24 protein-coding genes and 1 pseudogene are annotated in these 26035 nt (G+C 65.3%); 16 read left to right on the top strand and 9 right to left on the bottom strand.

Annotated elements, in window-relative coordinates; all coding sequences use genetic code 11:
• The first annotated feature begins 138 nt into the window (after nucleotides 1-138).
• The 3 genes from HB777_06775 to HB777_06765 all read left to right on the top strand — a co-directional run bounded on the left by HB777_06775 (nucleotide 139) and on the right by HB777_06765 (nucleotide 4225).
• On the top strand, nucleotides 139-591 hold the full coding sequence (locus HB777_06775; protein ID QND68691.1) for a (2Fe-2S)-binding protein: 453 nt from the start codon (nucleotides 139-141) through the stop codon (nucleotides 589-591).
• Nucleotides 592-680: 89 nt separating this feature from the next.
• Nucleotides 681-2918: a xanthine dehydrogenase family protein molybdopterin-binding subunit gene (locus HB777_06770; protein QND68690.1), complete on the top strand. Its 2238-nt coding sequence runs from the start codon at nucleotides 681-683 to the stop codon at nucleotides 2916-2918.
• Between the two features lie 2 nt (nucleotides 2919-2920).
• Nucleotides 2921-4225: a c-type cytochrome gene (locus HB777_06765; protein QND63633.1), complete on the top strand. Its 1305-nt coding sequence runs from the start codon at nucleotides 2921-2923 to the stop codon at nucleotides 4223-4225.
• A gap of 54 nt (nucleotides 4226-4279) precedes the next feature.
• Here HB777_06765 and HB777_06760 read toward each other — a convergent pair whose 3' ends face one another.
• Nucleotides 4280-6004, bottom strand: a complete 1725-nt coding sequence (locus HB777_06760; protein QND63632.1) for a hypothetical protein — start codon at nucleotides 6002-6004, stop codon at nucleotides 4280-4282.
• Nucleotides 6005-6152: 148 nt separating this feature from the next.
• Between HB777_06760 and HB777_06755 the strand changes: the two are divergent.
• From HB777_06755 to HB777_06745, 3 genes and pseudogenes are all read left to right on the top strand, one after another.
• A pseudogene (locus HB777_06755) lies at nucleotides 6153-6429 on the top strand (DUF4242 domain-containing protein).
• A gap of 86 nt (nucleotides 6430-6515) precedes the next feature.
• The gene (locus HB777_06750; GenBank protein QND63631.1) at nucleotides 6516-7052 is read left to right on the top strand and encodes a hypothetical protein; all 537 of its coding nucleotides are present in this window, start codon (nucleotides 6516-6518) and stop codon (nucleotides 7050-7052) included.
• Between the two features lie 63 nt (nucleotides 7053-7115).
• Nucleotides 7116-7310, top strand: a complete 195-nt coding sequence (locus HB777_06745) for a DUF1127 domain-containing protein (protein ID QND63630.1) — start codon at nucleotides 7116-7118, stop codon at nucleotides 7308-7310.
• Nucleotides 7311-7352: 42 nt separating this feature from the next.
• Here the strand turns inward: HB777_06745 and HB777_06740 are convergent, their stop codons facing one another.
• A complete protein-coding gene (locus tag HB777_06740; GenBank protein ID QND68689.1) occupies nucleotides 7353-7751 on the bottom strand; it encodes a hypothetical protein in 399 nt (132 codons plus the stop codon).
• Nucleotides 7752-7999: 248 nt separating this feature from the next.
• On the opposite strand from HB777_06740, the gene HB777_06735 reads away from it, so the two are divergent.
• Entirely contained in the window at nucleotides 8000-8578 is a 579-nt protein-coding gene (locus HB777_06735) for a DUF922 domain-containing protein (GenBank protein QND68688.1), read from the top strand.
• Nucleotides 8579-8626: 48 nt separating this feature from the next.
• Here the strand turns inward: HB777_06735 and HB777_06730 are convergent, their stop codons facing one another.
• A complete protein-coding gene (locus tag HB777_06730; GenBank protein ID QND63629.1) occupies nucleotides 8627-10159 on the bottom strand; it encodes an acid phosphatase in 1533 nt (510 codons plus the stop codon).
• Nucleotides 10160-10359: 200 nt separating this feature from the next.
• On the opposite strand from HB777_06730, the gene HB777_06725 reads away from it, so the two are divergent.
• Nucleotides 10360-11646 carry a cytochrome-c peroxidase gene (locus tag HB777_06725; GenBank protein QND63628.1) on the top strand — a complete coding sequence of 429 codons (1287 nt, stop codon included), beginning with the start codon at nucleotides 10360-10362 and terminating at the stop codon, nucleotides 11644-11646.
• Nucleotides 11647-11847: 201 nt separating this feature from the next.
• Here the strand turns inward: HB777_06725 and HB777_06720 are convergent, their stop codons facing one another.
• Both HB777_06720 and HB777_06715 read right to left on the bottom strand, forming a co-directional pair.
• Nucleotides 11848-12906, bottom strand: coding sequence for a Gfo/Idh/MocA family oxidoreductase (locus HB777_06720; protein QND63627.1), 1059 nt, complete (start codon nucleotides 12904-12906; stop codon nucleotides 11848-11850).
• Between the two features lie 49 nt (nucleotides 12907-12955).
• Entirely contained in the window at nucleotides 12956-13660 is a 705-nt protein-coding gene (locus HB777_06715; GenBank protein ID QND63626.1) for an SDR family oxidoreductase, read from the bottom strand.
• A 127-nt stretch (nucleotides 13661-13787) separates the two neighbouring features.
• On the opposite strand from HB777_06715, the gene gcvA reads away from it, so the two are divergent.
• Nucleotides 13788-14687, top strand: a complete 900-nt coding sequence (gene gcvA / locus HB777_06710) for a transcriptional regulator GcvA (protein ID QND63625.1) — start codon at nucleotides 13788-13790, stop codon at nucleotides 14685-14687.
• A gap of 122 nt (nucleotides 14688-14809) precedes the next feature.
• Here the strand turns inward: gcvA and HB777_06705 are convergent, their stop codons facing one another.
• Nucleotides 14810-15271: an AsnC family transcriptional regulator gene (locus tag HB777_06705; GenBank protein QND63624.1), complete on the bottom strand. Its 462-nt coding sequence runs from the start codon at nucleotides 15269-15271 to the stop codon at nucleotides 14810-14812.
• Between the two features lie 79 nt (nucleotides 15272-15350).
• On the opposite strand from HB777_06705, the gene HB777_06700 reads away from it, so the two are divergent.
• On the top strand, nucleotides 15351-16394 hold the full coding sequence (locus HB777_06700; GenBank protein ID QND63623.1) for an ornithine cyclodeaminase family protein: 1044 nt from the start codon (nucleotides 15351-15353) through the stop codon (nucleotides 16392-16394).
• A 225-nt stretch (nucleotides 16395-16619) separates the two neighbouring features.
• On the opposite strand, the gene HB777_06695 is transcribed toward HB777_06700, so the two are convergent.
• Complete coding sequence (locus tag HB777_06695) at nucleotides 16620-17237, bottom strand: helix-turn-helix domain-containing protein (GenBank protein ID QND63622.1); 618 nt, start codon at nucleotides 17235-17237, stop codon at nucleotides 16620-16622.
• A gap of 135 nt (nucleotides 17238-17372) precedes the next feature.
• Between HB777_06695 and HB777_06690 the strand changes: the two genes are divergently transcribed.
• The 3 genes from HB777_06690 to HB777_06680 all read left to right on the top strand — a co-directional run bounded on the left by HB777_06690 (nucleotide 17373) and on the right by HB777_06680 (nucleotide 21505).
• Nucleotides 17373-18506 (top strand): FAD-binding oxidoreductase, encoded by a 1134-nt coding sequence (locus tag HB777_06690; protein ID QND63621.1) that lies wholly within the window; start codon nucleotides 17373-17375, stop codon nucleotides 18504-18506.
• Between the two features lie 55 nt (nucleotides 18507-18561).
• Nucleotides 18562-20166, top strand: a complete 1605-nt coding sequence (locus tag HB777_06685) for an ABC transporter substrate-binding protein (GenBank protein QND63620.1) — start codon at nucleotides 18562-18564, stop codon at nucleotides 20164-20166.
• Nucleotides 20167-20407: 241 nt separating this feature from the next.
• A complete protein-coding gene (locus HB777_06680; GenBank protein QND63619.1) occupies nucleotides 20408-21505 on the top strand; it encodes a beta-lactamase family protein in 1098 nt (365 codons plus the stop codon).
• A gap of 110 nt (nucleotides 21506-21615) precedes the next feature.
• Here the strand turns inward: HB777_06680 and HB777_06675 are convergent, their stop codons facing one another.
• Nucleotides 21616-22068 carry a MarR family transcriptional regulator gene (locus HB777_06675; protein QND63618.1) on the bottom strand — a complete coding sequence of 151 codons (453 nt, stop codon included), beginning with the start codon at nucleotides 22066-22068 and terminating at the stop codon, nucleotides 21616-21618.
• A gap of 118 nt (nucleotides 22069-22186) precedes the next feature.
• On the opposite strand from HB777_06675, the gene HB777_06670 reads away from it, so the two are divergent.
• Nucleotides 22187-23002: a p-hydroxycinnamoyl CoA hydratase/lyase gene (locus HB777_06670; protein ID QND63617.1), complete on the top strand. Its 816-nt coding sequence runs from the start codon at nucleotides 22187-22189 to the stop codon at nucleotides 23000-23002.
• 32 nt (nucleotides 23003-23034) lie between these two features.
• Nucleotides 23035-24555, top strand: a complete 1521-nt coding sequence (locus tag HB777_06665) for an AMP-binding protein (GenBank protein ID QND63616.1) — start codon at nucleotides 23035-23037, stop codon at nucleotides 24553-24555.
• A gap of 10 nt (nucleotides 24556-24565) precedes the next feature.
• Here the strand turns inward: HB777_06665 and HB777_06660 are convergent, their stop codons facing one another.
• Entirely contained in the window at nucleotides 24566-25291 is a 726-nt protein-coding gene (locus tag HB777_06660; GenBank protein ID QND63615.1) for a 3-keto-5-aminohexanoate cleavage protein, read from the bottom strand.
• A gap of 537 nt (nucleotides 25292-25828) precedes the next feature.
• Between HB777_06660 and HB777_06655 the strand changes: the two genes are divergently transcribed.
• Nucleotides 25829-26023 (top strand): hypothetical protein, encoded by a 195-nt coding sequence (locus tag HB777_06655; protein QND63614.1) that lies wholly within the window; start codon nucleotides 25829-25831, stop codon nucleotides 26021-26023.
• Nucleotides 26024-26035: the final 12 nt, after the last annotated feature.

Here is a 26035-nt window from a genome sequence, read left to right as displayed (position 1 = left end):
CGCGACGCAGGACCGGCTTGCGGCCGCATGAGAAAAACGGCCGCTCCCTTGCCGCTATCGGATCAAGAACCATTTGATTGGACTGATCTCGCCAAAATGTGCCTAGTGAGCCGAGATCGGGACAAGAAGGAGCGGCCGATGATTGCCCTGAATGTGAACGGTGAGGATCGCAGCGTCGACGTGCCCGAAGATATGCCGCTTCTATGGGTGCTGCGCGATGTCATTGGCCTGACCGGCACCAAGTTCGGATGCGGCATCGCCCAGTGCGGCGCCTGCACGGTGCAGCTCGATGGCCAGCCCGTCCGTTCCTGTGTCCTGCCCATCGCCTCTGTCGGCACGCGGCGTGTCACCACCATCGAGGCGATCGGTGCGACCGCTGGTGGAAAGAAAGTGCAGCAGGCATGGCTCGACCTCGAGGTCATCCAATGCGGCTATTGCCAGTCCGGGCAGATCATGTCGGCCTCGGCGCTGCTGGAACGCAATCCCGATCCGAGCGACAGCGACATCGATGCGGCCATGTCCGGCAATATCTGCCGGTGCGGCACCTACACGCGAATAAGAGCGGCCATAAAACAGGCCGCCAAGGCCTGAGGACGAGGAGACAGCCAGCATGAGCAAGCCATTCTCCTCCCCCCAAGACAGGCCCCTCCCCGCAAACCGGCGCCTCTCGTCGTGCCTTCCTGCAAGGCGGCGGTCTGCTGCTGGGGTTCGCTTTGCTTGGCGCCGGGGTGAAACCCACCCTTGCCGCCACGGAGCCCGTGGCGGGCGACGTCACCGCGGCCTTTTCACCCGATGCTTTCATCCGCATCGGCACCGACGGCAAGATCACGCTCATCCTTCCCAACATCGAGATGGGACAGGGCACCCACACCGGCGAAGCCACACTGATCGCCGAGGAACTGGAAGTCGGCCTTGACCAGGTGAGCGTCGTCGACGCGCCGCCCAACGACAAACTCTACGCCACCGCGGCCCTTGGCGGCCAGGCGACGGGCGGTTCCACCTCTATGCGCGCCACCTGGGAGTCGCTGCGCAAGGCGGGCGCCACGGCGCGCATGATGCTGGTTGCGGCGGCGGCGGCGCAATGGTCGGTTCCGGTGTCGGAATGCGTGGCCAAGCTTGGCGTGGTCACGCACCAGCCGACTGGCAGGCAGCTTGCCTATGGCGCGCTCGCCGATGCGGCGGGCAAGCAGGCCGTGCCGACCGACGTCAAGCTCAAGGATCCCAGCGATTTCGAACTGATCGGCAAATCGCTGCGCAGGGTCGACACGGCAGGCAAGGTCAATGGCGCGGTGGTCTACGGCATCGACGTGCGCGTGCCCGACATGAAGGTGGCGACCGTATCCGCTTGCCCGGTCCTCGGCGGCACGCTGCAGGATGTCGACGAGAAGGCCGCGCGCGCCATCCCCGGCGTGCGCGACATCGTGCGCCTGCCCAACGCGGTGGCCGTCATCGGCGATCACTTCTGGGCCGCCAAGAAGGGGCTCGAAGCGCTCGACATCACCTGGAACGATGGCGCCAACGCCAAGCTCGGCAGCGCCGATATCATGGCCGCCCTGAAGACAGCGTCCGAGCACAAGACACCGATCATGGCGCGCAAGGAAGGCGACGTCGAAGGCAAGCTGAAAGCCGCTTCCAAGACGGTCGAGGCGATCTACCAACTGCCGTTCCTCGCCCATGCGCCGATGGAGCCGATCAACTGCGTGGTGCATGTGCGCGCCGACGAATGCGAGATCTGGGTCGGCACGCAGGTACCGACGCAGGCGCAGGCCGGAGCCGCGCAGGTCACCGGGTTTCCGCTCGACAAGATCATCGTCCACAACCATCTGATCGGTGGCGGCTTCGGCCGCAGGCTGGTGGCTGAATCGGTCGCGCAGGCCGTGGCCATCGCCAAGCAGGTGAGCTATCCGGTCAAGGTGATCTGGACCCGCGAGGAGGACATTCAGCACGATCTCTACCGGCCCGCCTACTACGACCGCATCTCCGCCGGCCTCGGCCCGGATGGCCTGCCGACGGTCTGGATCGACCATGTCGCCGGCGGCTCGGTCCTGGGCAACTACATTCCCGGCGGCTGGCCGGACGACAAGCTCGATGACGACGCCGTCGAAGGCGCGGTCAAGCCGCCCTATGACCTGCCGGTCATCCAGGTCGACTGGGTGCGCCAGGATCCGCCGGTGCCGATCACCTGGTGGCGCGGCGTCGGTTCCACGCACAATGTCTTCGTGGTCGAAAGCTTCATGGACGAGCTCGCCCATGCGGCAGGCAAGGATCCTGTCGAGTATCGCCGGGCGCTGACGAAGAACCAGCCGCGCGCGGCGGGCGTGCTGGAACTGGTGGCCGAAAAATCCGGCTGGGGCACCCCGCTTCCGGCCGGCTCTGGACGCGGCATCGCGCTGCACGATGCCTTCGGCAGCTATATGGCCGCGGTGCTGGAAATCTCGGTTTCGTCAGCCGGCGAGATCACGCTGCATCGGGCCGTGGTGGCGGTGGATTGCGGCATTGCCATCAATCCCAACACCGTCGAGGCCCAGATCGAAGGCGGACTGATCTTCGGTCTCTCCGCCGCGCTCTACAGCGGCATAACGTTCACCAATGGCCGCGTCGACCAGAGCAATTTTCACGACTACCGGATCCTGCGCAACAACGAGGCGCCCAAGATCGAGGTCTATCACGTCAAGAGCCTGGAATCCCCCGGTGGCATCGGCGAGACGGCAACCGTCTCGGCCGCCCCCGTCCTTGCCAATGCGATCTTCGCCGCGACAGGCAAGCGCCTGCGCAGCCTGCCCTTCGACCGCAACCAGTTGAAGAGCGACGGCGCCGACAAGACCAGTGTCTCGATGATGCCGCCGCTCAGCGTGCCCGTACTGGCGGCGCTGGCGACATCAGGGGAAACCGGCGAATCCGAACCCGAGGCGGCGTAACGATGAAACGACTGGGCCTCATCATTCTCGCCGCAGCGGTGGTCATTGCTGCTGCCGTCGCGGTGTTCCTGTTCAAGCCGGCGTCACTGCCGGACGTGTCCGCGGCGCAGGCCGCACTGCCGACCGGGCAGGCGCTGATCGATCGCGGTGAGTATCTGGCGCGCGCGGCCGATTGCGTCGCCTGCCACACCACATCGGGCGGCAAGCCCTATGCTGGCGGCCTCGCCTTCAAGCTGCCATTCGGCACGCTCTACGCGCCCAATATCACTCCCGACAAGGAAACAGGCATCGGCGACTGGAGCGACGCCGAGTTCGTGCGCGCCTTGCATCAGGGCATCGACAGGCAAGGCCACAATCTCTATCCGGCCTTTCCCTATGCCGCCTATGCGCGGATGACGACGGAAGACGCGCTGGCCATCAAGGCCTATCTCTTCAGCCTGCCTGCGGTGCACGCGGATGCGCCTAGGAACGACCTCACCTTCCCGTTCAACCAGCGCTATGTCATGCGGTTCTGGAACCTGCTTTTTGTTCCCGGCGGTGCCTTGCAGCCGAACACGAGCGAGAGCGCGGAATGGAACCGTGGCGCCTATCTGGTCGAGGCGATGGCGCATTGCGGCGAATGCCACACGCCGCGCAATGTTTTCTATGCGCTCGACAGCGGCAAGACCTTCGCCGGCGCGGAACTGCAGGGCTGGAAGGCCTACAATGTCAGTTCTGACAAGCGCACGGGCATCGGCAACTGGACCGACGAACAGCTGTTTGACTACCTCTCCAAAGGCCATGCGGAAGGTCGCGGTTCGCCGACGGGCAGCATGGGTGAAGCGGTGGACTACAGCCTGCGCCACCTGACGCCCGAAGACATCAAGGCGATCGTCGCCTATGTGAAAACCGTGCCGCCGCAGGTCAGCAGCGACCAGGCGATCGTCGAGGCCGAACCGGCCACGCTCAAGGCGTCGACTGCCTATGCGCCGTCGGGCGACGCGGCCGCGCAAGGCGGGCTTGGCCTGAAGCTGTTCCAGGGCGCCTGCGCCAGTTGCCACGGCTGGAACGGCGAAGGGCTGCAGACGCCCTATGCCGCGCTGCGCGGCAGCCGCACGGTCAACGACCCCGACGGGACCAATCTTATCCAGGTCATTCTCAAGGGTGCGCATATGACGACGGCAACGGGCGCACAGGCGATGCCTGCCTTCGCCAACGCCTATTCGAACGTCGAGATCGCGGCGCTCGGCAACTATGTCCTGGCACATTTCGGCGGCAAGCAATCGGCGATCACGCCGGCCGATGTGGCCAAGGCGCGGATGCAATGAAGCCTTGAGCGCAGGCAGCGCGATGCGCTGCCTGAACAGGGTGTCGCGGTAGCGTCAGTTGCGTTGGGCGATAAACGCGGCGGCGCGCACGACATGCGCATCGCGATGCGTGCGCGCCGCCAGCGCCAGCCATTCGCGCGCGATGGCGTCGGCCGTCTCAGGCTGGTCCAGCTTCAGATTGACGTCCACCTGGCTCGCCAGGATCTCCACCTGCAGCCCGGCATAGCTGTCGGTGTCGCGCATGCAGCGCCGGCGCGCCTCGCCCAGCCACTCCATGGCCGGCACGAATGCGTCTTGCGCCGCATAGGTCAGCGCCAGCGCGCGTGCGACGGCCCCTTCCCAGCAGGGATCGTTCATCTGGCAGCTCAGCGCGAAGGCCTCCTCCAGCCGGGGACGCAAATCATCGGGGTGCACCTGCCGGCGGGTGCGGGATTCGCTCAGCACCGCCACCGGCCAGGGCCGAAATGATATCCAGCGCTGTTCCTCGACCAGCGCCAGGCAGTCTTCCAGCCAACGATCGGCCTCCTCCAGCCGGTCGGCGGCGAGCAGGCCCCAGCCGCCAAGCCCAAGCGACCAGATCTCGCGGCGGCGGTTGCCGGCCGAGCGCGCATGCTCCAGCGACAGCGCGTAGTGATCGAGCCCCTCGCCGACCCGGCCCCAGTCGACCAGGTTGAAACCGATGACGCCGTGAATACCGGCCAGGTTTTCGCCCCCGGCGGCCAATTCCAGCGCCTGCGACAGATAGGTGGCGGCCGAGGGCCGTCGCCCCGCCAGCGCCTCGACATAGCCGAGTTCGCGAAACCCCGCCGAGGCGATGGCCGCGCTGCCCGCCTGGCGCGCCAGTTCCGTGCTCTGGCGCAGCAGCACCGAGCCTTCGTCATCATAGCCTTTGACCGAATGCACGAGTGCCGTGCCAAGCTCGAACATGGCGCGCGCCGTCAGCTGCGCGTCCTTGTGTTTTTCCGCGTCGCGCACGGCGCGGCGCAGGCAATCGATGCCGGCATCCACGGCGCCCGCCGAAAGCGCGGCCAGGCCCGACTGCATCAGCGAGGTGACGAAGGCCTGGCGTGAGATCCCGCTGGGCGGCGAGGAGATGGTGCGGCGCGCGGCACTGCGCAAAGCGGCCGACGGCTTCTCGCCGAGCTCCGCCACGAACACCGCCTCGGTCGCTTCGACATGGTCGAGGGCCGCCTGGTAGCGTCCGGCCAATGCCAGGCTCTTCACCAGCAATATGTGCGCACCCTCGTCATAGGGGTTGCGCCGGACGCCAAGTTCGGCCAGCCGCGTCGCGCGGCCATGATCCTCGACCGACATGGCGCGGATCGTTTCCTGGCGGATGCGGGCTTCGACGATGCCGGCGATGCGTTCGCGCTCTACCAGCAGCCAGGTGGCGAATTCCGGGCTGCAACGAGGCTCCAGCGTGCCGAGCAGCGGCCCGGCGGCCTCGATGTCGAAATCGTCGCGGTCGAGCCGTAGCGCGTCGATGTCCAGATCGCCCGCAAAGCGCCCCTCGATCGGGTCACCATACAGACAGTCGCTGCTGTTGAGCGCCTTGCGCAGCGAGGCCAGGCACCAGCGCAGCGAACCCAGCGGATCGACGGTTTCGGGAAACAGCTCCACCGCCAGCGCGCGGCGGTCGAGCGGCGCACGCGCCAGAACCACACGCGCCAGCAGCGCCCAGGCCTGATGGCCGCGCACGGGCTGGCTCTGCCCCTTCGCATCGAGGATGGCGGGGTCGCCAAGAAGCCTGATCGTACCGCCCACTTTTTCCGCCGCCATGCTCGCCGCCCCATCCTCGCATGCGGCTTGCGCCACCGCCGTGGGACAAAGCGTGTGACCGCTCCCGCGTTGTTTCTTTCGCCGGCGGCACACCAGGTCCAACGTCGATCGGATTGATCGGGCCGTCAACCAACAACGGAGACCGACAATGCCGACATTCATCATCGAACGCGAAATCGTAGGCGCCGACCGGCTGAGCGCCAATGAGCTCAGGGAAATCTCGGTCAAGTCCAATGAGGTCGTTGCCGGGCTCGGCGTGCCCTACAAATGGCTCACCTCCTATGTCGCCGGCGACAAGATCTACTGTGTGCATGAGGCCGAAAGCGCCGAAATGGTCGAGCGACATGCCCGCGAGGGCGGCTTCCCCCGCCAACAAGGTGACGGAGATCGCCGCCTTCATCGGCCCGCAGACCGCCGGAGCCTGACACCGCGATCGGGACGCGCCTCCCCCCACAACCAACGCGTTCGGACCGGGATGGCCGGCGCGCGACAGCAAACCTATGGAGTCACCATGACATTCCTGCCCTGGACCCGGCGCCTTGCCGCCCCGTTCCTCCTGTCCGCTCTTGCCGTCGCGGCGACGGCGGTTCATGCCCATGACGCCGCGACCCATGGCGCCGGCGACACCAATATCCTGGCGCAAAAAGTGCGCGCGGCCGACGGCCGGTTCGAGACCGTGGCCACGGCCACCGCCGAGGGTTACGTGCCCATCCCCTGCGCCAGCGGCATCACCGGCGGCGCCATGGGCATCCACTATGTCAACGGGGCCTACCTGAAGGACGACGCCGTCGATCTCTCCAGGCCCGAGGCTGTGATGTACGAGCCGATGGCCGACGGAAAGCTGAAACTGGTGGCGGTCGAATACATCACCTCGAAAGGCCCGGCCTCACTCGAGGGGCAGCTGTTCAACTTCAACAGCGCGCCCAATCGTTATGGCCTGGGTCCCTTTTACGAACTGCACGTCTGGGCCTGGAAGAAGAACCCGACCGGCACCTTCGCCGACATGAACCCCGACGTGTCCTGCGACGCGATGAAGATGGCCGATTGAGGTCGCGTCGGCTCTTGCCGGCGCGGCGCCGGCAAGAGCTTCGCCCTGTTTTCCGAGGAAGCCATGACCGAAACCGAACGCATCCTGATCAGCGCCCGACAATGGCGTTTTGCCTCAACCCTGCTGGCACGCCTGCTGCGCCGCTGGCGTCACCGTCGCGACCGGCGCCATCTGGAAACGATGCCGGACTTCATGCTCAAGGACATCGGCATCAGCCGGTCCGAGATCGACTATGTCGCGGCACATGGCGAGACATAGGCCGCGTCATGCCAGGCGTTGGCGATGGCGAAGGATCCTCTATCAATCCCCATCGGCGGGTTTGGCCTTGCCGCACTGCGCCAGCACCTTGCCGATGGCAGCGCTCGAGCCCTTCAGCGGAAAACTGGCCTGGCCGTATTTGGCCGCGCTGACGCTGACCTCGCCTTTCCCGCGCAACAGGTCCAGCAGCGGATCGGCTTTCGCCAGATTGACCACGAAGTAATTGTACATGGCCTCTAACTGCAGCGTCTTGGTCACAGCCTTGCCGTCGGCCTTGAACGCGAACGAACCGCTGATGCCAGGCTCCAGCTGCTGGCCGGCAGCACCCAGATCGTAGCTCAGCACCGGCGTGTCGAAACAAATCAGCATCAGATGCGCGTCGCCTTTCGGCCCGCCGCAGACCGAGGCGGTCAGCACGCTGCCGCCTTCGTCTTCCTCCATCTTCGCACTCCAGCCGTTGCACGACGCGGCAAACGCCGGCTGTATGGCCTGCAGGACCGCTACCGTACCGGCGACGACGAGATATCCAGCTCTCATGACTTCCCCCAATTGACTCCCTCTAGGGCATTTGCAGCACCAGCAGGCATTCTATAGGAAAAGCTGTCCTGTGGCATTGCCCGTCGCGCAGATGTCGCCCGGTCCTGATTTTGCGGAGAGCGGTGTTGAGAGCCTGTGTTCGTCTGTGTCTTCTGTTGGCCGTCCCGCTGGCCTTTCCGCTGGCCGCCCATGCCGAGTGGAAGCCTGTCGAAAAGATCGAGCCCTACGCCATATCGGGCCAGTCCGGCGCCGAGCTCTACCGCTCGATCGGCGAGAAAGGGCCGCTGATCCGCGGCGCCAGGACGCGCACCATGGCCTACACCAATTTCAAGCTGACCTGGAGCGGCAGGGACTACAAGCCCAGGGGCAAGGACTGCGTGCTGACGGTGGGGCGGCCGAAGCTTATCATCACCTACGCCTTGCCAAAACCCTCCGGTTCCCTGCCGCCGGCCGTCCAGAGGAACTGGGACGTCTTCATCGCCGGCGTCACCGCCCATGAGAAGGTACATGGCGCCAGCATGATCCAGATGGTCCACGACATCGAAGCGGCGGCGGACGGCCTGACCATCGCCGATGATCCCAAATGCAGCAAGACCAGGGCCGAAGTGGTCAAGCGGCTCGACGCGATATCGAAGGCGCGGGTGCAGGCAAGCCGCGACTTCGACCGCGTCGAATTCGGCGATGGCGGCAATTTGCAGAAACTGGTTTTCGACCTGGTGACCGGCCCGTGAAACGGGCCGCCGCGCCTTTGCGACGCGGCGGTAAGATTTGAAGTCCACCTACCGGCTGAGATCGAGCGCCGCGGAGAGATCGCCCATCGGCGGCTGGTCGTTGTTGCGCAGCGCCTTGTCGCGGGCGACGATGCCGGTCAGCACCGGCAAATCGTAGCGCGCGGTGATGAAGCGCAGGATCGACGTCGTGTCGTATTGCGTGTGGTCGACGGTCCCCATCTTCGCATAGGGCGAGATGATGAACGCCGGGATGCGGTTGCCCGGCCCCCAGCGGTCGGCCTTGGGCGGCGCGACATGATCCCAGAAGCCGCGATTCTCGTCATAGGTGACGACCACCAGCATGTGGCTCCATTGCGGGCTTTTCTCGAGATGCGAAACGAGGTCGGCGAGATGCTGGTCGCCGCTCGCCACATCGGCATAGCCGCCATGCTCGTTGAGATTGCCTTGCGGCTTGTAGAAACTCACCGCCGGCAGCTTGCCGTCGTCGATCGCCTTGATGAATTCGGCACCATCCAGGCCGCCATCCCTGAGGTGCTCGGTACGTGCGGCCGTGCCGGGCGCGTAGGCGGCGAAATAGTTGAACGGCTGGTGGTGGAACTGGAAGTTCGGCACCGGCGTCGCGTTCTTGCCGTCGAGCGTTGCCTGCCAGGCGCCGGCATACCAGGCCCAGTCGACGCCCTTCAGCGACAGCAGGTCGCCGATGGTGATGTCGTGCTGCGGCGGCAGCGTCGTCGGCTGCGCCGGATCGGCCAGTGCCTTGTCGCCGCCCTCGACCGGCTTGTTGGCGCTCGGCTGATAGGGCGGCTGCATGGTGTTGACGGCATAGAAGTCGGGCGTGATGGCGCCGTCATTGACGAATTTGGGTGCGCCGCCAAGTGCCGAGGCCGGCGAATTGTCGGCCACTTTAAGCGTCTTGCCATCGGCTTCGACCACGGCGATCTGCCCCTTCACTGGGCTGGTGTCGGCGTGCGGATAGACCGGCGCGCAGGCGCAGGCGAGCTGGAAATGGTTGAGGAAGGAGCCGCCGAAGGCGCCCTGGAAGAAATTGTCGGCCAAAACGTATTTCTTCGCCACCGCCCACATCGGCAGCACCGATCCGTCATAATGGCCCATCACCAGGCCGCCGGAATCGGCCCAGGCGACGAACTTGTCGTTTCTGCCCGCGTCGATCTGCATCTGCTCCTGATAGAAGCGATGCCAGAGGTCGCGCGTGATGACCGAGGTTTTCTCGTTGAAGCCGCTGGCATCGTCGATGGCGAAGCTGGCATTGGTGAGATGCGCCGACTGCGCCTCGGTGACCGGCGGCGTCACTCCCTTGGCGGTCAGGCCGCCCCAGGCCGGCGGCAGTTCGGTGAGCGGCTTGCCGTCGCGGTCGAGCTGACGCGCCTGGTCGGCCGAGACATTTGCCAGGCCGTTGGCGCCGGGGAAGCCGCCATAGAGATTATCGAAGCTGCGGTTCTCGGCATAGATGACGACAACGGTGTCGATCTTGTCGTAACCGGGCGGTGCGGCCATGGCCGCGCTGGCGAAGGATGCCAGGGCCGTACTGGCGAGGCAAAGGGAGGTAAAAGGCCGCGTCATGGGAAGTCCTCATGGCTGGGGGGATGGCTAGAGGGGCAATGCATGGCTTGGGGCAACGGCCACGGCTGCAAAGGCTAAGTCGATGCCTTGTCACCTTTGTGACATTTGCGCTGCCGGCGAACACGGTTGCGTGAGCGGATGGACCAGTCATCAATCCGTTGCAGTGCGAACTTAATTCCGGAGCAAACCGGATTGAACCCATGCCGACAGGACGATGGAAAAGCCTGATGATCGCGGCCGCCGCGGCGTCGATCTTCGGCTTTGCCGCGACCCTGCCGGCAACCCTTGTTCGTGCCGGAACCGGCAGCGTCCACCCCGGCCCAATGTCGCGCGCCGACGCCTTCGCACGCGCCGCCGTCCTGACCGCGCTTGGTCGGAAAATGTTCTTAGACCCGTCGCTGTCTGCCTCCGGCAAGCAGGCCTGCTCGTCCTGCCATGATCCGCACCATGCCTTCGGTCCGGCCTCGGCCGCACCCGTCGAAATGGGCGGGCCGCATCTCGACCAGCCGGGACTGCGCGCCGTGCCCTCGCTTCGCTACCTCCAGGCGGTGCCGGCCTTCACCGAGCATTTCTACGATTCCGAGGATGAGGGCGACGAGAGCGTCGACAATGGCCCAACCGGCGGCCTGACCTGGGACGGCCGCGCCGACCGCGGCAGCAACCAGGCGAAGATCCCGCTGCTGTCGCCGTTCGAGATGGCCAACAAGGATGCCGCCGCCGTCACGTCCGCCTTGCGCAAGGCGGCCTATGCCGACGACTTCAAGGCCGCCTTCGGCGACCAGGTTTTCGACCACCCGGACGACGCCTTCGGCGCCGCCGCCGAGGCGCTCGGCACCTTCGAGCAGAGCGCGTCCGACTTCTATCCCTATTCCAGCCGCTACGATGCCTTTCTTGCTGGTAAGGCGCAGCTCACGGCGCAGGAATTGCACGGCCGCGCGCTGTTCGAGGACGAGACCAAGGGCAATTGCGCCAGCTGTCATCTGAGCGAACCGGCCAATGACGGCGAGCCGCCGCAATTCACCGATTTCGGCCTGATCGCCATTGCCGTGCCGCGCAATACGACGATCCCGGCCAATGCCGACCCCGCCTATGTCGACCTCGGCCTGTGCGGACCGCTGCGCAGCGACTTCAAAGGCCGAACCGACTATTGCGGCCTGTTTCGCACGCCGACGCTGCGCAACGTGGCGCTGCGCAAAAGCTTCTTCCACAATGGCACCTTCCACACGCTGCGCGACGCGGTCGCCTTCTACGCGACGCGCGATACCGACCCCGGCCGCTGGTATTCGAAAAACGCCGACGGCACGGTCAAGCAATATGAGGATCTGCCAAAGGCTTATTGGCCGAACCTCAACCAGGACCCACCCTTCAACGGCAAGAAACCCGGCGACAGACCGGCACTGACAGACCCCGAAATCGACGACATCGTCGCCTTCCTGCAAACGCTGACCGACGCGGACCAGCAGGGCGAGGCCGTGCCGGCGAATTGAATCCCTCGCAGAACTTGGGTTCCTCGCCCCCGCAAAGCGGGGAGAGGTGGCTCGGCGAAGCCGAGACGGAGAGGGGGACTGGCGCAGACCTAATCCGCAGTTGGCTTAGAGATGCTATCTTCGACCGCTGGCGCCGGCCCCCTCTCCGGCCGCTTCGCGGCCACCTCTCCCCCACTCCCGTGGGGGGCGAGGAACCCAAGCCTACTGCGTATCCGCGCTCGCCCGCAGCTCGGCGCGCTTCTCATCCGAGACGACGGCCAGATCCAGCACCTTCTGCAATTCGGCCGCATGGCGGAAAGACGGCTCGGCCTGCACACCGGTTCGCACCGCGTCAGTGAAACGCTGATAGTTGGTCGCCACCGTGCCGGCGTCGAGCTCTTCCCATTTGGCGTTCTCGACATTCTCGCCGATGCAGGCCTTGAGCGCCGAGCCGTCGAGATTGTGCACCACCTCGAGGCCGCCTCTGTCGCCATAGATGCGCAGACGCAGTTCGTTGAGATGGCCTGACGCCCAGCGACTGGCATGCACCACGCCGAAGGCACCGTTGGAAAAATCCAGCGTCATGGCGAAGCTGTCATTGGCGTCGAGCCCGTATTCACCGATGCGGTTGCCGGGCGCCTTGTCGAAAGCGCGCAGCCGGCAGAAGACATGGTCGATGTCGAGCGCAGCGCCATAGCTGGCGAAATCGAGGATGTGGATGCCGACATCGCCGAGCACGCCATTCGAGCCGTGGCTGCGCGACAGCCGCCAGAGCCATTTCGGATCGGTGCGCCAGTCGCCCCAGAATTTCGACACCAGCCAGCTTTGCAGATAGGACGCCTCGACATGCCTGACGGTGCCGATCTCGCCCGCCTGCACCATCTGGCGGGCCTTCTGCAGCCCGGCGACATTGCGATAGGTGAGGTTCACCATGTTGACGATGCCGGCGGCCTCGGCGGCGTCAGTCATCTCGGTGGCCTTGCCATAGTTTTCGGCCAGCGGCTTCTCGCACAGCACCGGCTTGCCGGCGGCGATAAGCGCCATGGTGGTCGGGTGATGGATACGGTCCGGCGTGACATTGGCCACCGCGTCGAACTCACCCCATGCCAGCGCTTCCTCCAAGGAGGTGAAGCGGTTGGGAATGTCAAAACTGTCGGCGAATTCGCCGACGCGCGCCGGATCGACATCGACGGCGCCGACAATGTCGACGCCCTCGATGGCGCTGAAGCGCCGCGCATGTTCCTGCGCCATCCAGCCGGTGCCGAGTATTAAAAGCCGCATTTTTTGCTCCTTGGGTGAGGTGCCGGAATCCCCCTCCCGGTCGGAGCCATCAAATAGCGCGGATAATGCCGCCGTCGACCCGAATGTTCTGGCCGGTGATGTAGCCGGCGCCTTCGGAGGCCAGGAAGGAGATGGTCGCGGCGATTTCTTCCGATGTGCCGTAGCGTTGCATCGGCACGCTGTCGCGGCGCTCCTCGGTGGCCGGCAGGCTGTCGATCCAGCCGGGCAGCACATTGTTCATGCGCACATTGTCGGCGGCGTACGTGTTGGCGAAGATCTTGGTGTAGGCGGCTAGGCCGGCGCGGAACACCGCCGAAGTCGGGAACATCGGGCTCGGCTCGACCACCCAGGCGGTCGAGATGTTGATGATGGCGCCGCCCTTCTGCTTGACCATCTGCGGCGCCACGATGCGAACCGGCCGGATGACGTTGAGCAAATACACGTCCATGCCGGTGTGCCACTGCTCGTCGGTGATTTCCAGGATCGGTGCGCGCGGCCCGTGGCCACCGCTGTTGACCAGCACGTCGATGCGGCCATAGCGCTCGAGCGTCAGGTCGACCAGGCGCTGCAGATCGTCGTTCGACTGGTTGGAGCCGGTGACGCCGAGGCCGCCCAATTCCCCAGCCAGCGCCTCGCCCTTGCCCGAGGAAGACAGGATGGCGACCTTGAAGCCGTCCGCCGCCAGACGCTTGGCCGCCGCAGCACCCATGCCGCTGCCGCCGGCCACGACCACAGCTACTTTTTCTACACTCATTGGATTTTCCTCTCAGGGTCGGCGGGCACCGCAAGCGGTGTTTTCGGGAGCTGAGCGTTGATATAGCTGGTTTTCCCCACCGGTTCGAACCAGAATGCCTGAAATCAACCTGTAGAAAAACTCCTGCATGCCCGAAGCCTTCCTCAGCCTGCCGCCGTTGAATGCGCTGCGCGCCTTCGAAGCCTCGGCGCGTCATCTCAACTTCCGCATCGCGGCCGAAGAGCTGAATGTCACGCAAGGGGCGGTGGCCCAGCACATTCGCGGGCTGGAGGCCGATCTCGGCACGAAGCTGTTCGAGCGGCTGCCGCGCGGCCTGGCGCTGACCGATGAGGGCCGCGCCTATGTCCCCAACATCCGCCGCGCCTTCGACCTGATCTCGGAGGCGACGCTGCTGCTTCGCCCTGAGCCGGCGCGGCTGACGATCAGCGTGACGCCGACCTTCGCCACCAAATGGCTGATCCCGAGACTGCACGACTTCGTCGCGCACAACCCGCTGGTCGACCTGCGCGTCCTGGCCAGCGAGAGCCTGTCGAGCTTTCAAGCCGATGGCGTCGACATCGCGGTGCGCCAGGGCCGCCCGCCCTTCGGCGCCGGCCTGATCGTCGACCTGTTGTTTCCCCAGCAGATCATCGCCGTCTGCAGCCCGGCCCTGCTGCCGAAAGGTGCTGCTGAAATCGCCGCAGCCGAGATCCAGCATCACGTCCTGCTGCATGATGCGCACAATCTGTGGCCGGAATTCATGGAAAAGGCAGTCGGCCTGAAGATGACGACGGAGTTGAAGCGCATGCGCTTCAACCAGACGGGCCTCGCCATCGACGCGGCCATCGCCGGCCAGGGCATTGCGCTGGCCAGCCGCTTTCTCGTCGCCGCCGATCTCGTCGCCGGCCGGCTGGTCCAGCCCGTCAGCGGCGAAATGCGCGGCACGCAGGATTTCTATGTCGTGATGCCGAGAAAACAGCGCCATCCCGAGCCGACGCAGGCCGTGCGGCAATGGCTGCTCGATGCCGGAGAAAGGCCGCCGGTCTAGAGCAATTTCAGGAAAGGTGTGAAACGGTTTTCCCGGGAAAAGCGCATAGCGCTTTCCCTTGGAAATTGCGTCAAAACAAAGGGTTAGAGGAGTTAACCGTTTCCGTGAAACGGTGAACTACTCTAGATCGGCAGCAAGGCGTCGGGCTTCACATTGGCGATGGAGGCGTAGGTGTGCGTTTCCCGCACCCCGGGCAGCGGCAGGATGACCCGCTGCAAGAAATCCTGGAACATCGCCATGTCGGCGATGCGCGCCTTGACCAGATAGTCGAAGCCGCCGACCACCATATGGCACTCGATGATCTCGGGCGCCCGCAGAACCGCCTCGGCGAAGCGGTCGAAGACGTGCGGCGCAGTATGGTCGAGCCGCACCTCGATGAAGACAAGTTGCGCCTGTCCGATCCTGGCCGGATCGAGCACGGCGCGCACCGCGCGGATGAACCCTTCGGCGAACAGCCGCTTGACGCGCTGCGCCGCCCCGGTCGGCGACAGGCCGACCCGCCGCGCCAGATCGAGCGTCGTGCGGCGGCCGTCCTCCTGCAACAAACGCAGCAGCGAGCGGTCGATACGGTCGAGATCGTCCATTTCAGAATTCACACTTTTTGTGTCGAACAAGCGTGATAGTCACGCCAAAATAGCAAAAACAGCGTATTTCATCACGCCGATGGATCGCAATACCGTTGCCGTGCAACCGACAACGAAAGCGTATCCCATGACATCAGTTCTATCGACCTCCCGCAGCGCCCAGGCCAAGGGCGACACGCCCGTACTCATCCTGAGCGAGGCCGAGGTGAAAACCTGCATCGACCTGCGCCAGCTTCTCGACGCGCTCGCCGGCGGCTTCAAGGCGCTGTCCGGCGGCAAGGTCGTCAGTCCGGCGCGGCCGCAGCTCGACATTCCGCAGGCCGGCTATTCGCTGGCGATGCCTGCCTGGATGGCGGGCATGCATCTGACGGTGAAGATCGTCAACGTCTTCGAGGGCAACATCGCCCTGGGCATCCCCAGCCACCTCGCCACCATCCATCTGTTCGACCCTGAGACGGGCATGCCGGTCTGCGTCATGGATGGCACCACCATCACCGCCCTGCGCACCTCCGGCTCGGCCGTGCTCTCGGTGCGTGAACTCGCCCGCCGCGACGCCAAGGTCGCGACAGTGGTCGGCGCCGGTGTGCAGGCCGGCCAGCATTTGCATCTTCTGCCGCTGGTGCGCGACTTCGCCGAGATCCGCGTCGTCTCGAAGGAGTTTGCCGATGCGCAAGCACTTGCCGCGCAACATCCCGGCGTCGTGGCCGTCGCCGATATCGAGGCCGCGGTGCGCTCGTCCGACGTCGTCTGCCTGGCAACGCATTCCTACCAGCCGGTGATCTCGGCCGACTGGGTGCGGCCCGGCACCCACGTCTCGTCGGTCGGCGTCGCCCCGCCCGGCGGGGAATTGCCGGTCGCGCTTGTCGGGCGGGCCAGCCTGTTCGTCGAGACCAGGGACGCCTTTGCCCCGACGCCGGTCGGTTCTTGCGAACTGGCGGGCATTGATCCGCAAACCGGAACCGAGCTCGGCGAGATGCTGCTTGGGCTGAGGCCGGGACGGGTCAGCGCCGATCAGGTCACCGTCTACAAGGCCATGGGTGTTGCGATGGAAGACATGGTGGCCGCCGACCTCGCCTATCGCGAGGCGGTACGGCGGGGATTGGGGCATGTGGTTGCGCTGTAGTGGAGCCGCTTGATTGTTGAAGCCAGCGCTGCCCCTCATTGCCCTGCCGGGCATTTCTCCCCGTAGAACGGGGAGAAAGAAGCTCTTTCTCCAACGCCGGCGATTGGCGAAACCGGCGATGACAACGTCCCTCGCCCCGTTTACGGGGAGAGGATGCCGGCAGGCAGGTGAGGGGCGGCGCCGACGCTGAGGAGAGCGGCAATCGGCACCGAGGTAGGGCCCGCCCTACCCCTCCACCGTCTCCAGCACACTCAGCAGCGTGCCTTCCATATCAGGCTCGTCGCCGGAGCAGACACACAGCATCTCGGCGTCGCCCTCACCCACCGACAGATAGGCATGGCCCATGGTGGAATCGATGTAGACGCTTTCGCCCTGTTTCAGACGCACCGGCGCGTACTGGTCGGTGTGCAACTCGATCTCGCCCTTGAGCACGATCAAAAATTCCTCGCCGGCATGCCTGGTCAGCGGGCCGAATTCCTGCGGCGTGCGGGCGCGCGCATAGGCGTGGATCGGCACCATGCGCTTGCGCACCAGATCGGTCGCCAGATAGCGGTAGTCATAGTTGCGGGTCAGCTGGCGCAGCGTGTTGGACTGTGAGGTCACCGAACGCCGGGTACGCGCAGACGGCTGCTTGCGGTCGCCGCTGAGCAGCTCGGTGACATGGATGCCCAGCCCCTCGCAGATCTGCAGCAGCTTGTCATAGCTCAACGACATCTGGTCGTTCTCGACCTTGGACAGCGTGGACACCGCGACGCCGGTCAGCGTGCTGACCTCCTGCAAGGTCCAGCCATGCGTCTTCCTCAAGCCGCGCAGGCAATCACCGAGGTTCGGTTGCTCCGACATCGTCAGCTCCTGACGCGGCTACCTGGCCGCTTCTTCACCCTAGGTAGTCCAACTCCTCGCCGCCATCAACAACACCAACAATTTTCTTATACGCTAAATATTGACTGGATACGAAATTATTTCTACCCCTAGCGGATGCAGTCGAAATCCCCTCAAAAAATCGTCGTCATCGGCGGCGGCATTGCCGGCCTCTCGCTGGCGGCGGCTGTGCAGCCCTGGGCCGAGGTCACCGTGCTCGAGCGCGAGCCGCATCTCGGCTATCACGCCAGCGGCCGCTCGGCGGCGCTGTTTTCCGAAACCTACGGCAATGCTTTGGTGCGGGCGCTGTCGCTGGCCAGCCGGCAGGCGATCATCGATGGCGGCTTCGCCGCTCACCGGCGCGGCGCGTTGCATGTCGGTGGCATCGAGGATGATGCAGCCGTCGACCGCATGGCTGCCGAGATGCGGGCGCTGGTGCCCAGCGTGCGGCGCCTGTCGACGGCGGAGGTCACCGCGCTGGTGCCGGTCATCGCCACGGCAACCACCTGCGGCGGCGTGCATGAACCCGGCGCGCTGGATGTCGACACGGCAAAAATGCTGGCGGCTTCAGCCTCGGCGCTGAAGGCCGGCGGCGGCGTCATCCGCACAGGCGAGGAAGTGCTGGAGATTTCCCGCGTCGCAAACGGCTTCAGCGTCACCACCAGTGCCGGCACCTACCAGGCCGATATCATCGTCAACGCCGCGGGCGCCTGGGTCGATGTCGTCGCCGGCCTGGCCGGTCTCTCCGGCCTCGGCTTCCGGCCTAAGCGCCGCACCGCCTTCCTTTTCGATCCGCCCGCCGGCACCGACATCAGCGCCTGGCCGCTTGTGGTCGATCTGCACGAACAATTCTACTTCAAGCCCGATGCCGGCAGGCTGATCGGCTCGCTCGCCGACGAAACCGATTCCGCGCCTTGCGACGCCTACCCCGAGGACATCGACGTCGCCATCGCCGTCGACCGCATCGAACAGGCAACATCGCTGCGCATCGGCCGTCCGTCGACGCCCTGGGCCGGTCTGCGCACCTTTGCGCCCGACCGCACGCCGGTCGTCGGCTTCGACCCGCGCCTGCCCGGCTTTTTCTGGCTCGGTGGCCAGGGCGGCTACGGTTTCCAGGTGTCGCTGACGCTGGCGCGGCTGGGCTCAGTGCTGCTGCGCGGCCAGCCCCTGCCCGACGATCTCGCGGCACGCGGCGTCACCTCTGCCGCGCTGGCGCCTGACCGTTTTCTCGCCCCCGCGGCGAAGCCATGAAGTTCACCGGCCTGCCCTTCCCTCAACCCGTAAAGTGTCATCAGGAGCGTTTGCGATGAAATCCACCGGTCTGCGCGCAGTGCTTACCTCGTCCCTGCTGGCCTCATCCGTCCTTCTCGGCGGGCAGGCCTACGCCAAAACCCTGGTCTATTGCTCGGAAGCCAATCCCGAGACCTTCAACCCGGCGATCGGCGTCGCCGATTCCACCATGGACGCCGCCGCCAAGACGATCTTCAACCGGCTGGTCGAGTTCAAGCCTGGCACGACCGAGGTCGGCCCGGCACTGGCCGAAAGCTGGGAGGTCTCAGCCGATGGCAAGACCTACACATTCCATCTCAGGCATGGCGTAAAATTCCAGTCGAACGACCATTTCACGCCCTCGCGCGATCTCAACGCCGATGACGTGCTCTACACCTTCAACCGCCAGCGCGACGCCAACAATCCCTACCACAAGCTCGGTGGCGGCGCTTACGAGTACTTCAATGCGCTGGGCATGGGCACGCTGATCGACAAGATAGATAAGGTCGACGACTACACCGTGCGCTTCACGCTGACGGCGGCCAACGTCACCTTCCTGCCCGGCATCGCGCTCGACTATCTCTCGATCCTGTCGCTGGAGCAGACCGAAAAGATGGTCGCCGCCGGCACGCCGGAGCTGATCGACTCGGAACCCGTCGGCACCGGCCCGTTCGTGCTGCAGGCCTATGTCCCCGACAGCCAGATCCGCTACGCCGCCAACAAGGACTACTGGCGCGGCGCGCCGAAGATCGACACGCTGGTGTTCGCCATCACGCCCGAACCGACCACCCGCGTCGAGCGCCTCAAGGCCAATGAGTGCCAGGTCGCCGCCCCGCCGCCGCCCAGCGCCGTCGCCGATTTGCGCACCGACCCCGATATCACCGTCCTCGACCTCAAGGGCCAGAACATCGGCATCCTGGGCTTCAATGTCGAACACCAGCCGCTCGGCGACGTGCGCGTGCGCATGGCGCTGGCCAAGGCCATCGACCGCAAGGCGATCGTCGACGCCGTCTATGCCGGCGCCGGCACGGTGGCCGGCAGTGTCGTACCGCCGGCGCAGATCGGCGCCGTCACCGACGCCGGCATCGACTATGATCCGGACGGCGCGAAGACGTTGCTGAAGGAAGCCGGCCACGAGAGCGACCTGAAAATCAGCCTGTGGGCGATGCCGGTGTCGCGGCCCTACAACCCCAACGCCAAGCGCATGGCCGAGATGATCCAGGCCGACTGGGCGAAAGTCGGCGTCAAGGCCGAGATCGTCAGCTTCGAATGGGGCGAATACCTCAAGCGCACCGCTGGGGGCGAACAGGACGCCTACCTGCTCGGCGGCAGCAGCGACAATGGCGACCCCGACAACATGCTGAGTTATTTGCTTTCCTGCGACGGCGTGAAGGGCGGCTCCAACCGCTCGCGCTGGTGTGATCCGGCCTTCGAGAAGCTGCTGCAGGACGGCCGCGTCGCCGCCGACCCCAAGCAGCGCGCCGGCATCTACGCCAGGGCGCAGGCGATCCTGAAGGTCGAGGTGCCGGTGGCGCCGATCGCTCATTCGGTGGTGGCGATCCCGATCCGAAAGAGCGTGCTCAACTACGTGCTCGATCCGTTTGGGAGGCAGAACTTTGCCGCGGTCGATATGGCGGAGTAGGACCTGGCGCGGCGCCCCCTCATCTGGCCGCTACGCGGCCACCTTCTCCCCGGTGGGGAGAAGAGGTCTTCGAGCGCCGGGCTCCTCTTTCAGCGGCAGACAGAAAGCGTCGATGGGCGGACGTGGCGCCCTCTTCTCCCCGCCGGGGAGAAGGTGGCCCGAAGGGCCGGATGAGGGGGCCTTCGGGCAAACGCACGACGGCACGATCCAGAATACCAACACAGCAAGTGAGACCACGGCGATGAAAGACCTCCCCTCCCTCCTCGACAGCTACCTCGCCGACGGTGCGGTTGGCGCCTCGCTCGCCTACTCGACAGGCGCAGCACCCGCCGCCCTCACCGCCGGCCTCGCCGACCGGGAGCATGGCGTTGCCGTCTCGCCCGACCAATTGTTCAAGATCGGCAGTTGCACCAAGACCTTCGTCGCCGCCGCACTGGTCAAGCTCGCCCAGGACGGCAAGCTCGACCTCGGCGCGCCGATCGCCTCCTGGTTTCCCGACCTGCCGGGAGCAAAAGACATTTCGGTGCGCCAGCTGATCAACCATCGCAGCGGCCTGCCGGAGTTCGAATATTACATTCCGATGGATCCGAGCCGGCAATGGATGCCGCGGCAGCTGGTCGACATCGCCTTCGCTTCCGACAAGCAGAAGGCGCCGGGTGGCCCTGCCGTGTACAACAACACCGGCTATGTGCTGGCCGGCATGGTGATCGAGGCCGTCTCCGGCCAGCCGCTGGGCGGCTACGTCAGAAGCGCGGTGCTACAGCCGCTCGGCCTGGAGAATACCTGGTCGCCGGCCACCGAAGCCTTTCCCGAAAAGTCGATGGTGCGCGGCTATTACCACCGGCCGCCGCCGCCAGCGAACGCGCCCACCGACATCGCCTCGGGCGGCGAGATGTGGCGCATGGACGGCGTGCTGCCCTACTCCGACGCATTGCAGGATTCTTCCGATTCCTTCCCGTTCGGCGCCGCCTATGGCTGCGGCGACATGGTGTCGACGCCGTCCGATATGGTGAGCTTCATGCGCGGCCTGTTTTCCGCAAAGTTGCTGTCGCCGCCCTTCTTCGCCGAGATGTTCGGGGGTCGCGTGCCGGCGAGTTTCCCCGGCACACGCATGCGCGAAACCGGTGCCGGCATGTTCCAGAGCGCCTACGCCGACCGCGCCTTCTACGGCCACCAGGGCAGCATTCCCGGCTACGTCGCCGTCATGTTGCACGACCCGATCTCGGGGCTGACCATTGCCATGACCAGCAATGTCGGTTCCGGCAACCGGCTGTCCTTCCAGGCCAGCGGCCTGCATCCGGTGGTGGACGAGGCGATCCAGATCATTCTGGGATCGTGACCTTCCAGCCGCTATTTCGTTTTCGGACTAGGTTTCTGAAATAGGAGGCGCTCCTATTTCAGAAACTTCCCACACTCCGGCTTGAGCGCCGGCGCCAACCAGGCAGCCCCTCAGTCCTCGTCAGTCCAGATCAGCCGCAGCAGGCGCAGCAGCGCCGCCCGCTCCTTCTTCGTCAGCCTGTGCAGAAACCGGTCTTCGTGCCGGCGAACCTGTTGCCGCCATCCCTGCATGGCCTCCCTGGCGGCCTGCGTCAGGGCGAGCATCTGCACGCGTTTGTCGCCGGCGTGATCGTCGCGCTCGACCAGTCCGCGCTCTTCCAGTTCGGCGAGCAGCGGCGCCATGTTGGCGCTTTTCATGCCGAGCAGGCGGCAGAGCTCGGCGGCGCGGATGCCGGGCTTCTCGTCGATCAGCGCCAGCATGCCGTAGGTGACCGGGCGCAGCGCCGCATCAGTCATCTCGACGGCGAAATCATTCAAGGCCAAGGCCGAGGCCCGCCTCAGATTGTAGCCGACCTGCGCGTCGAGCATGTCCTCGGGACTGATGCGGAGCCGTACCTTTTCCATGCTTCAACCGATCACCGCGAACATCCTCTCTTGTCAAGCAAAAAAGACTATGCGACATAGCAAATACGATAGCTATGCTACATAGCAATTCGCCAAGCGGAACGGGAGGACACCGACCATGACCGAAGAGACCGTTGCCTTCAACGTCGAGAACGGCATCGCCTGGGTGCGCTTCAACCGGCCGGACAAGCGCAATTGCATGAACCCGGCGCTCAACCGGCGCATGATGGAGGTTCTCGACGAGCTCGAATTCCGTAACGATGTCGGCGTGCTGGTGCTGTCCGGCGAAGGCAGCGCCTGGTCGGCGGGCATGGACCTCAAGGAGTACTTTCGCGAGACCGAGGCCAAGGGCCTGGGCGCCATCCGCAAGGCGCAGTCCGAAGCCTATGGCTGGTGGCGCCGCCTGCGCTGGTACGGCAAGCCGACCATCGCCATGGTCAATGGCTGGTGTTTCGGCGGCGGCTATGGCCCCCTCTTCGCCTGCGACCTCGCCTTCGCTGCCGACGAGGCGCAGTTCGCTTTGTCCGAGATCAATTGGGGCATCCTGCCCGGCGGCGGCGCCACCAAGGTTGTGGTCGACCTCCTGTCGATGCGCGACGCCATGTACCATGCGCTGACCGGCGAACTCATCGACGGCCGTAAGGCCGCGGCCTGGAAGCTGGTCAATGAAAGCCTGCCACTGGCGGACCTGAAGGCGCGCGTCACCGAGGTTGCAACCATCTTGCTGAAGAAGAACCCGATTGCGCTCAAGGCGACCAAGGACGCCATCCGCCGCGTCGCCGAAATGACCTATGACAATGCCGAGGATTATCTTGTGCGGGCACAGGAGGCGGCCAATTCCTACGACAATGACGGCCGCAAGGAAGGCATCCGCCAGTTCATCGACGAAAAGAGCTACAAGCCCGGCCTCGGCGCTTACGACAAGGCAAGGTGACGCGATAAATCGCTGACGCAATCTGGGAGGAGATGCGAATGCCGGCCTGGACGACATCGGATCCCGTGGCCCTGCACGCCAGGACGCAGCCCGATCGCGTCGCTTGTGTCGACCTGGCATCCGGCCGGCGCTGGACCTACGCGGCGCTCGACGCGGCTATCCAGCGTGCCGTCGGCGTGCTCGAAACCGGCCATGGCATCGAGCAGGGGCAGCGCATCGCCACGCTTGCCCGCAACAGCGCCGATCTTTTGATCCTGCAGCAGGCCGCGATGCGGCTCGGCGCCATCTTCGTACCGCTCAACTGGCGGCTCGCCAATGCCGAACAGCAGGCGATCCTTGCCGATTGCGATCCGGTGCTGCTGCTGCACGACGCCGCCCTTGAGATGACGCAGCCCAAGGGCTGCGTGCCGATCGAAGTCGCGGCCTTCGCGGCGGCAGTCGAGGAACAGGCGCCGGCGCCGCGCCATCCCTTGCCAGCCAGCGATGCCCCGTCGATCATCCTCTACACATCGGGCACATCAGGCCGGCCAAAAGGCGTCATTGTCACCGAGGCCAACGCCTTGGCCACCGCAGTCAATTTCGGCGTGCTGGGACGCGTCGGCAACGCCAGCGTCTTCCTCTGCGACGCACCGATGTTCCATGTCATCGGCCTCATGACCAGCCTGCGTCCACCGTTGTTGCAAGGCGGCACGGTGCTGATCTCGCCCGGCTTCGACGCCGGCGTCACCAACCGTCGCCTCGCCGATCCGACACTTGGCGTCACCCATTATTTCTGCGTGCCGCAGATGGCCAGGATGCTGCGCGACCATCCGGATTTCGCGCCGGAGAATTGGACCGCGCTGACCGCCATCTTCACCGGCGGCGCGCCCAATCCGGCGGCCGACATCCTGTGGTGGCTGGCGCAAGGCGTGCGCATGGTCGACGGCTTCGGTATGACCGAAGCCGGCACCGTGCTCGGCATCCCGGTCGAGGCCGATCGGATCGCCAGCAAAGCGGGCTCGGCGGGCCTTGCGGCGCCGACGATCGGCCTGCGCATCGTCGACGACCAAGGCCGCGATGTCGCTGCCGGGGAACCAGGCGAGATATGGCTGTCCGGCCCCTCCATCACATCAGGCTACTGGAACCGTCCGGAAGAGACCGCCCGTGCCTTCACTGCCGATGGCTGGTTCCGCACCGGCGACATCGCCAGGCAGGATGAGGAAGGCTTCGTCACCCTTGTCGACCGCCTCAAGGACATGTTCATCTCGGGCGGCGAGAACGTCTATCCCTCAGAAATCGAGATGGCGCTGCTCGACCATCCCGACATCGCCGAAGCAGCCGTGATCGGTGTCGCCGATGCGCGCTGGGGTGAAGTCGGGCGCGCCTTTGTCGTAGTCAGAACCGGCTGTGTTGTCGATCCGGCTGATCTGGCAAGCCACTGCGGCGCCCGCATCGCCCGCTACAAGGTGCCGAAGGAATTCCTGCTCACCGATGCGCTGCCGCGCACCGCATCCGGCAAGATCCAGAAACACATCTTGCGCAGCTGGACAGCACCGGCCGGCGGGCAGGAGTGAGGCGCGCCGTTCAGACCTCAGGCGCACCGCGAAAAATCGCCACGGCCGCAGCGACGATTTCCGCATTGTCTTTCGCTGTCCTGCCATCGGCGAGCGTCTTGCCGTCTTCCAGCCCAACCCTCGTCGACCACCGCTTTTGATGGGCAAGCGCGACGAATGGCCAGACGGTGGCGTCGACGCCATGCAGCAGGATCGGCCGCCGTACCCCGGCGCGTTCGAGCACGGCGGCGATGCCATGCGCCTCGTCAAGTGCTGCCGACAGGTCCTGGATGTCGATCTCGATCAGGATGCGCAGCACCCGGTTGTGCTCGGCAAGCGCCACGAAGCGCTCGGCATCGGCGATGGTGGCAAGCCCGGCCTCGATGCCGACACCACGCTGGCGCAACAGCACCATCACGGCGGGCGCATCCGCTTCCGACAGATTGACCGAGGCGTAGTCGGGCAGCTCCCGCCAGCCGGCGATCGCCGCGCGGGTCCGCTCGACATCGTTCTCGATCCAGGCGCCCGTCGACACGCCGACCAGCGTGCCCGGACAAGCACGGCGCACCGCCGGCACGGTAGCATTGACGGCCGCCAGGCTTTCGCGCCCATCCGCGCCGCGTGGGTGGATGTGCAATTCGGCGGCACCTGCGGCGACGCAGGCGGCGGCATCGCTGGCCATCGCCTCGGCAGTCAGCGGCAGCCTTGGGTGGAAATCGCGCGGACGCGCGCCATTGATGCAGGCCTGGACGATCATGGGGCGATCCTCGAACAAGGAAGGCGATAGTCTAACCGCGCGGCAGTGGAACTGCCAATCTCCCCCACAAGGGTTACGGGATGCACACATCTTCTGTGACTGGCATGACCGATCGGGCCGAGGCTTGATTGCCACGTGGTTCCCCCAATCCGTCGCTGCTTCGCAGCGCCACCTTCCCCTCCGGAGGGAAAGGAAGGGAGCGTTGCTGGACGAGCGTTGACGGCAAAAAGCTTGGCGCCTTTCCTCTACCCCGTCGATCGGGGGAGAGGTGGCTCGGCGAAGCCGAGACGGAGTGGGGGTCGACCAGCGCAGCATAAGACAATGCATGCGCCAAGCTGCCATGCACGCTATCGCCAAACACCAGCCGCTTGGAAATGTGTGCATCCCGTAGCCCACGAGGGGGAGATTGGCAGCGTCATCGGCCGCGCCCCCCTCCGCAACATTCCTCCGCATTTGAATAAAAGCCGACTGTGGATATTTACCCCGCGTTCCCTCGCCTCCGGCAAGGTATTTTAGGGTGGGATAATGGAGAGACCATTGACCAGCGATTTTTCAGCCGCCCGCATCCACCTCGAACGCGCCTATCACTATCTGCAAGGCAATGACGAGGCGAGCCGCACGGCCTGTGACGCGCTCGATCTGTTGATCGAAACAGTGGCGGAAGCGCAGCACAGGCCACCTGAGGCTGGAGTGCTGGAGTTTCCGCAATCGAAGGCGCGGCGAACCGGATAGCCGGACAGAATG

This window comes from Mesorhizobium loti (assembly GCA_014189435.1).
Taxonomy (GTDB): Bacteria; Pseudomonadota; Alphaproteobacteria; order Rhizobiales; family Rhizobiaceae; genus Mesorhizobium; species Mesorhizobium loti_G.
This window is presented reverse-complemented; position numbering and strand designations above follow the sequence as displayed.

Excerpts from the sequence above, each read along its gene's own strand:
- HB777_06750 (QND63631.1), top strand. The coding sequence starts at position 6,516 with ATGACATTCCTGCCCTGGACCCGGCGCCTTGCCGCCCCGTTCCTCCTG.
- HB777_06765 (QND63633.1), top strand. The coding sequence starts at position 2,921 with ATGAAACGACTGGGCCTCATCATTCTCGCCGCAGCGGTGGTCATTGCT.
- HB777_06695 (QND63622.1), bottom strand. The coding sequence starts at position 17,237 with ATGTCGGAGCAACCGAACCTCGGTGATTGCCTGCGCGGCTTGAGGAAG.
- HB777_06775 (QND68691.1), top strand. The coding sequence starts at position 139 with ATGATTGCCCTGAATGTGAACGGTGAGGATCGCAGCGTCGACGTGCCC.
- HB777_06690 (QND63621.1), top strand. The coding sequence starts at position 17,373 with ATGCAGTCGAAATCCCCTCAAAAAATCGTCGTCATCGGCGGCGGCATT.
- HB777_06725 (QND63628.1), top strand. The coding sequence starts at position 10,360 with ATGCCGACAGGACGATGGAAAAGCCTGATGATCGCGGCCGCCGCGGCG.
- HB777_06715 (QND63626.1), bottom strand. The coding sequence starts at position 13,660 with ATGAGTGTAGAAAAAGTAGCTGTGGTCGTGGCCGGCGGCAGCGGCATG.
- HB777_06665 (QND63616.1), top strand. The coding sequence starts at position 23,035 with ATGCGAATGCCGGCCTGGACGACATCGGATCCCGTGGCCCTGCACGCC.
- HB777_06700 (QND63623.1), top strand. The coding sequence starts at position 15,351 with ATGGATCGCAATACCGTTGCCGTGCAACCGACAACGAAAGCGTATCCC.
- HB777_06740 (QND68689.1), bottom strand. The coding sequence starts at position 7,751 with ATGGAGGAAGACGAAGGCGGCAGCGTGCTGACCGCCTCGGTCTGCGGC.
- HB777_06660 (QND63615.1), bottom strand. The coding sequence starts at position 25,291 with ATGATCGTCCAGGCCTGCATCAATGGCGCGCGTCCGCGCGATTTCCAC.
- HB777_06685 (QND63620.1), top strand. The coding sequence starts at position 18,562 with ATGAAATCCACCGGTCTGCGCGCAGTGCTTACCTCGTCCCTGCTGGCC.
- HB777_06675 (QND63618.1), bottom strand. The coding sequence starts at position 22,068 with ATGGAAAAGGTACGGCTCCGCATCAGTCCCGAGGACATGCTCGACGCG.
- HB777_06670 (QND63617.1), top strand. The coding sequence starts at position 22,187 with ATGACCGAAGAGACCGTTGCCTTCAACGTCGAGAACGGCATCGCCTGG.
- HB777_06730 (QND63629.1), bottom strand. The coding sequence starts at position 10,159 with ATGACGCGGCCTTTTACCTCCCTTTGCCTCGCCAGTACGGCCCTGGCA.
- HB777_06745 (QND63630.1), top strand. The coding sequence starts at position 7,116 with ATGACCGAAACCGAACGCATCCTGATCAGCGCCCGACAATGGCGTTTT.
- HB777_06680 (QND63619.1), top strand. The coding sequence starts at position 20,408 with ATGAAAGACCTCCCCTCCCTCCTCGACAGCTACCTCGCCGACGGTGCG.
- HB777_06720 (QND63627.1), bottom strand. The coding sequence starts at position 12,906 with ATGCGGCTTTTAATACTCGGCACCGGCTGGATGGCGCAGGAACATGCG.
- HB777_06760 (QND63632.1), bottom strand. The coding sequence starts at position 6,004 with ATGGCGGCGGAAAAAGTGGGCGGTACGATCAGGCTTCTTGGCGACCCC.
- gcvA (QND63625.1), top strand. The coding sequence starts at position 13,788 with ATGCCCGAAGCCTTCCTCAGCCTGCCGCCGTTGAATGCGCTGCGCGCC.
- HB777_06705 (QND63624.1), bottom strand. The coding sequence starts at position 15,271 with ATGGACGATCTCGACCGTATCGACCGCTCGCTGCTGCGTTTGTTGCAG.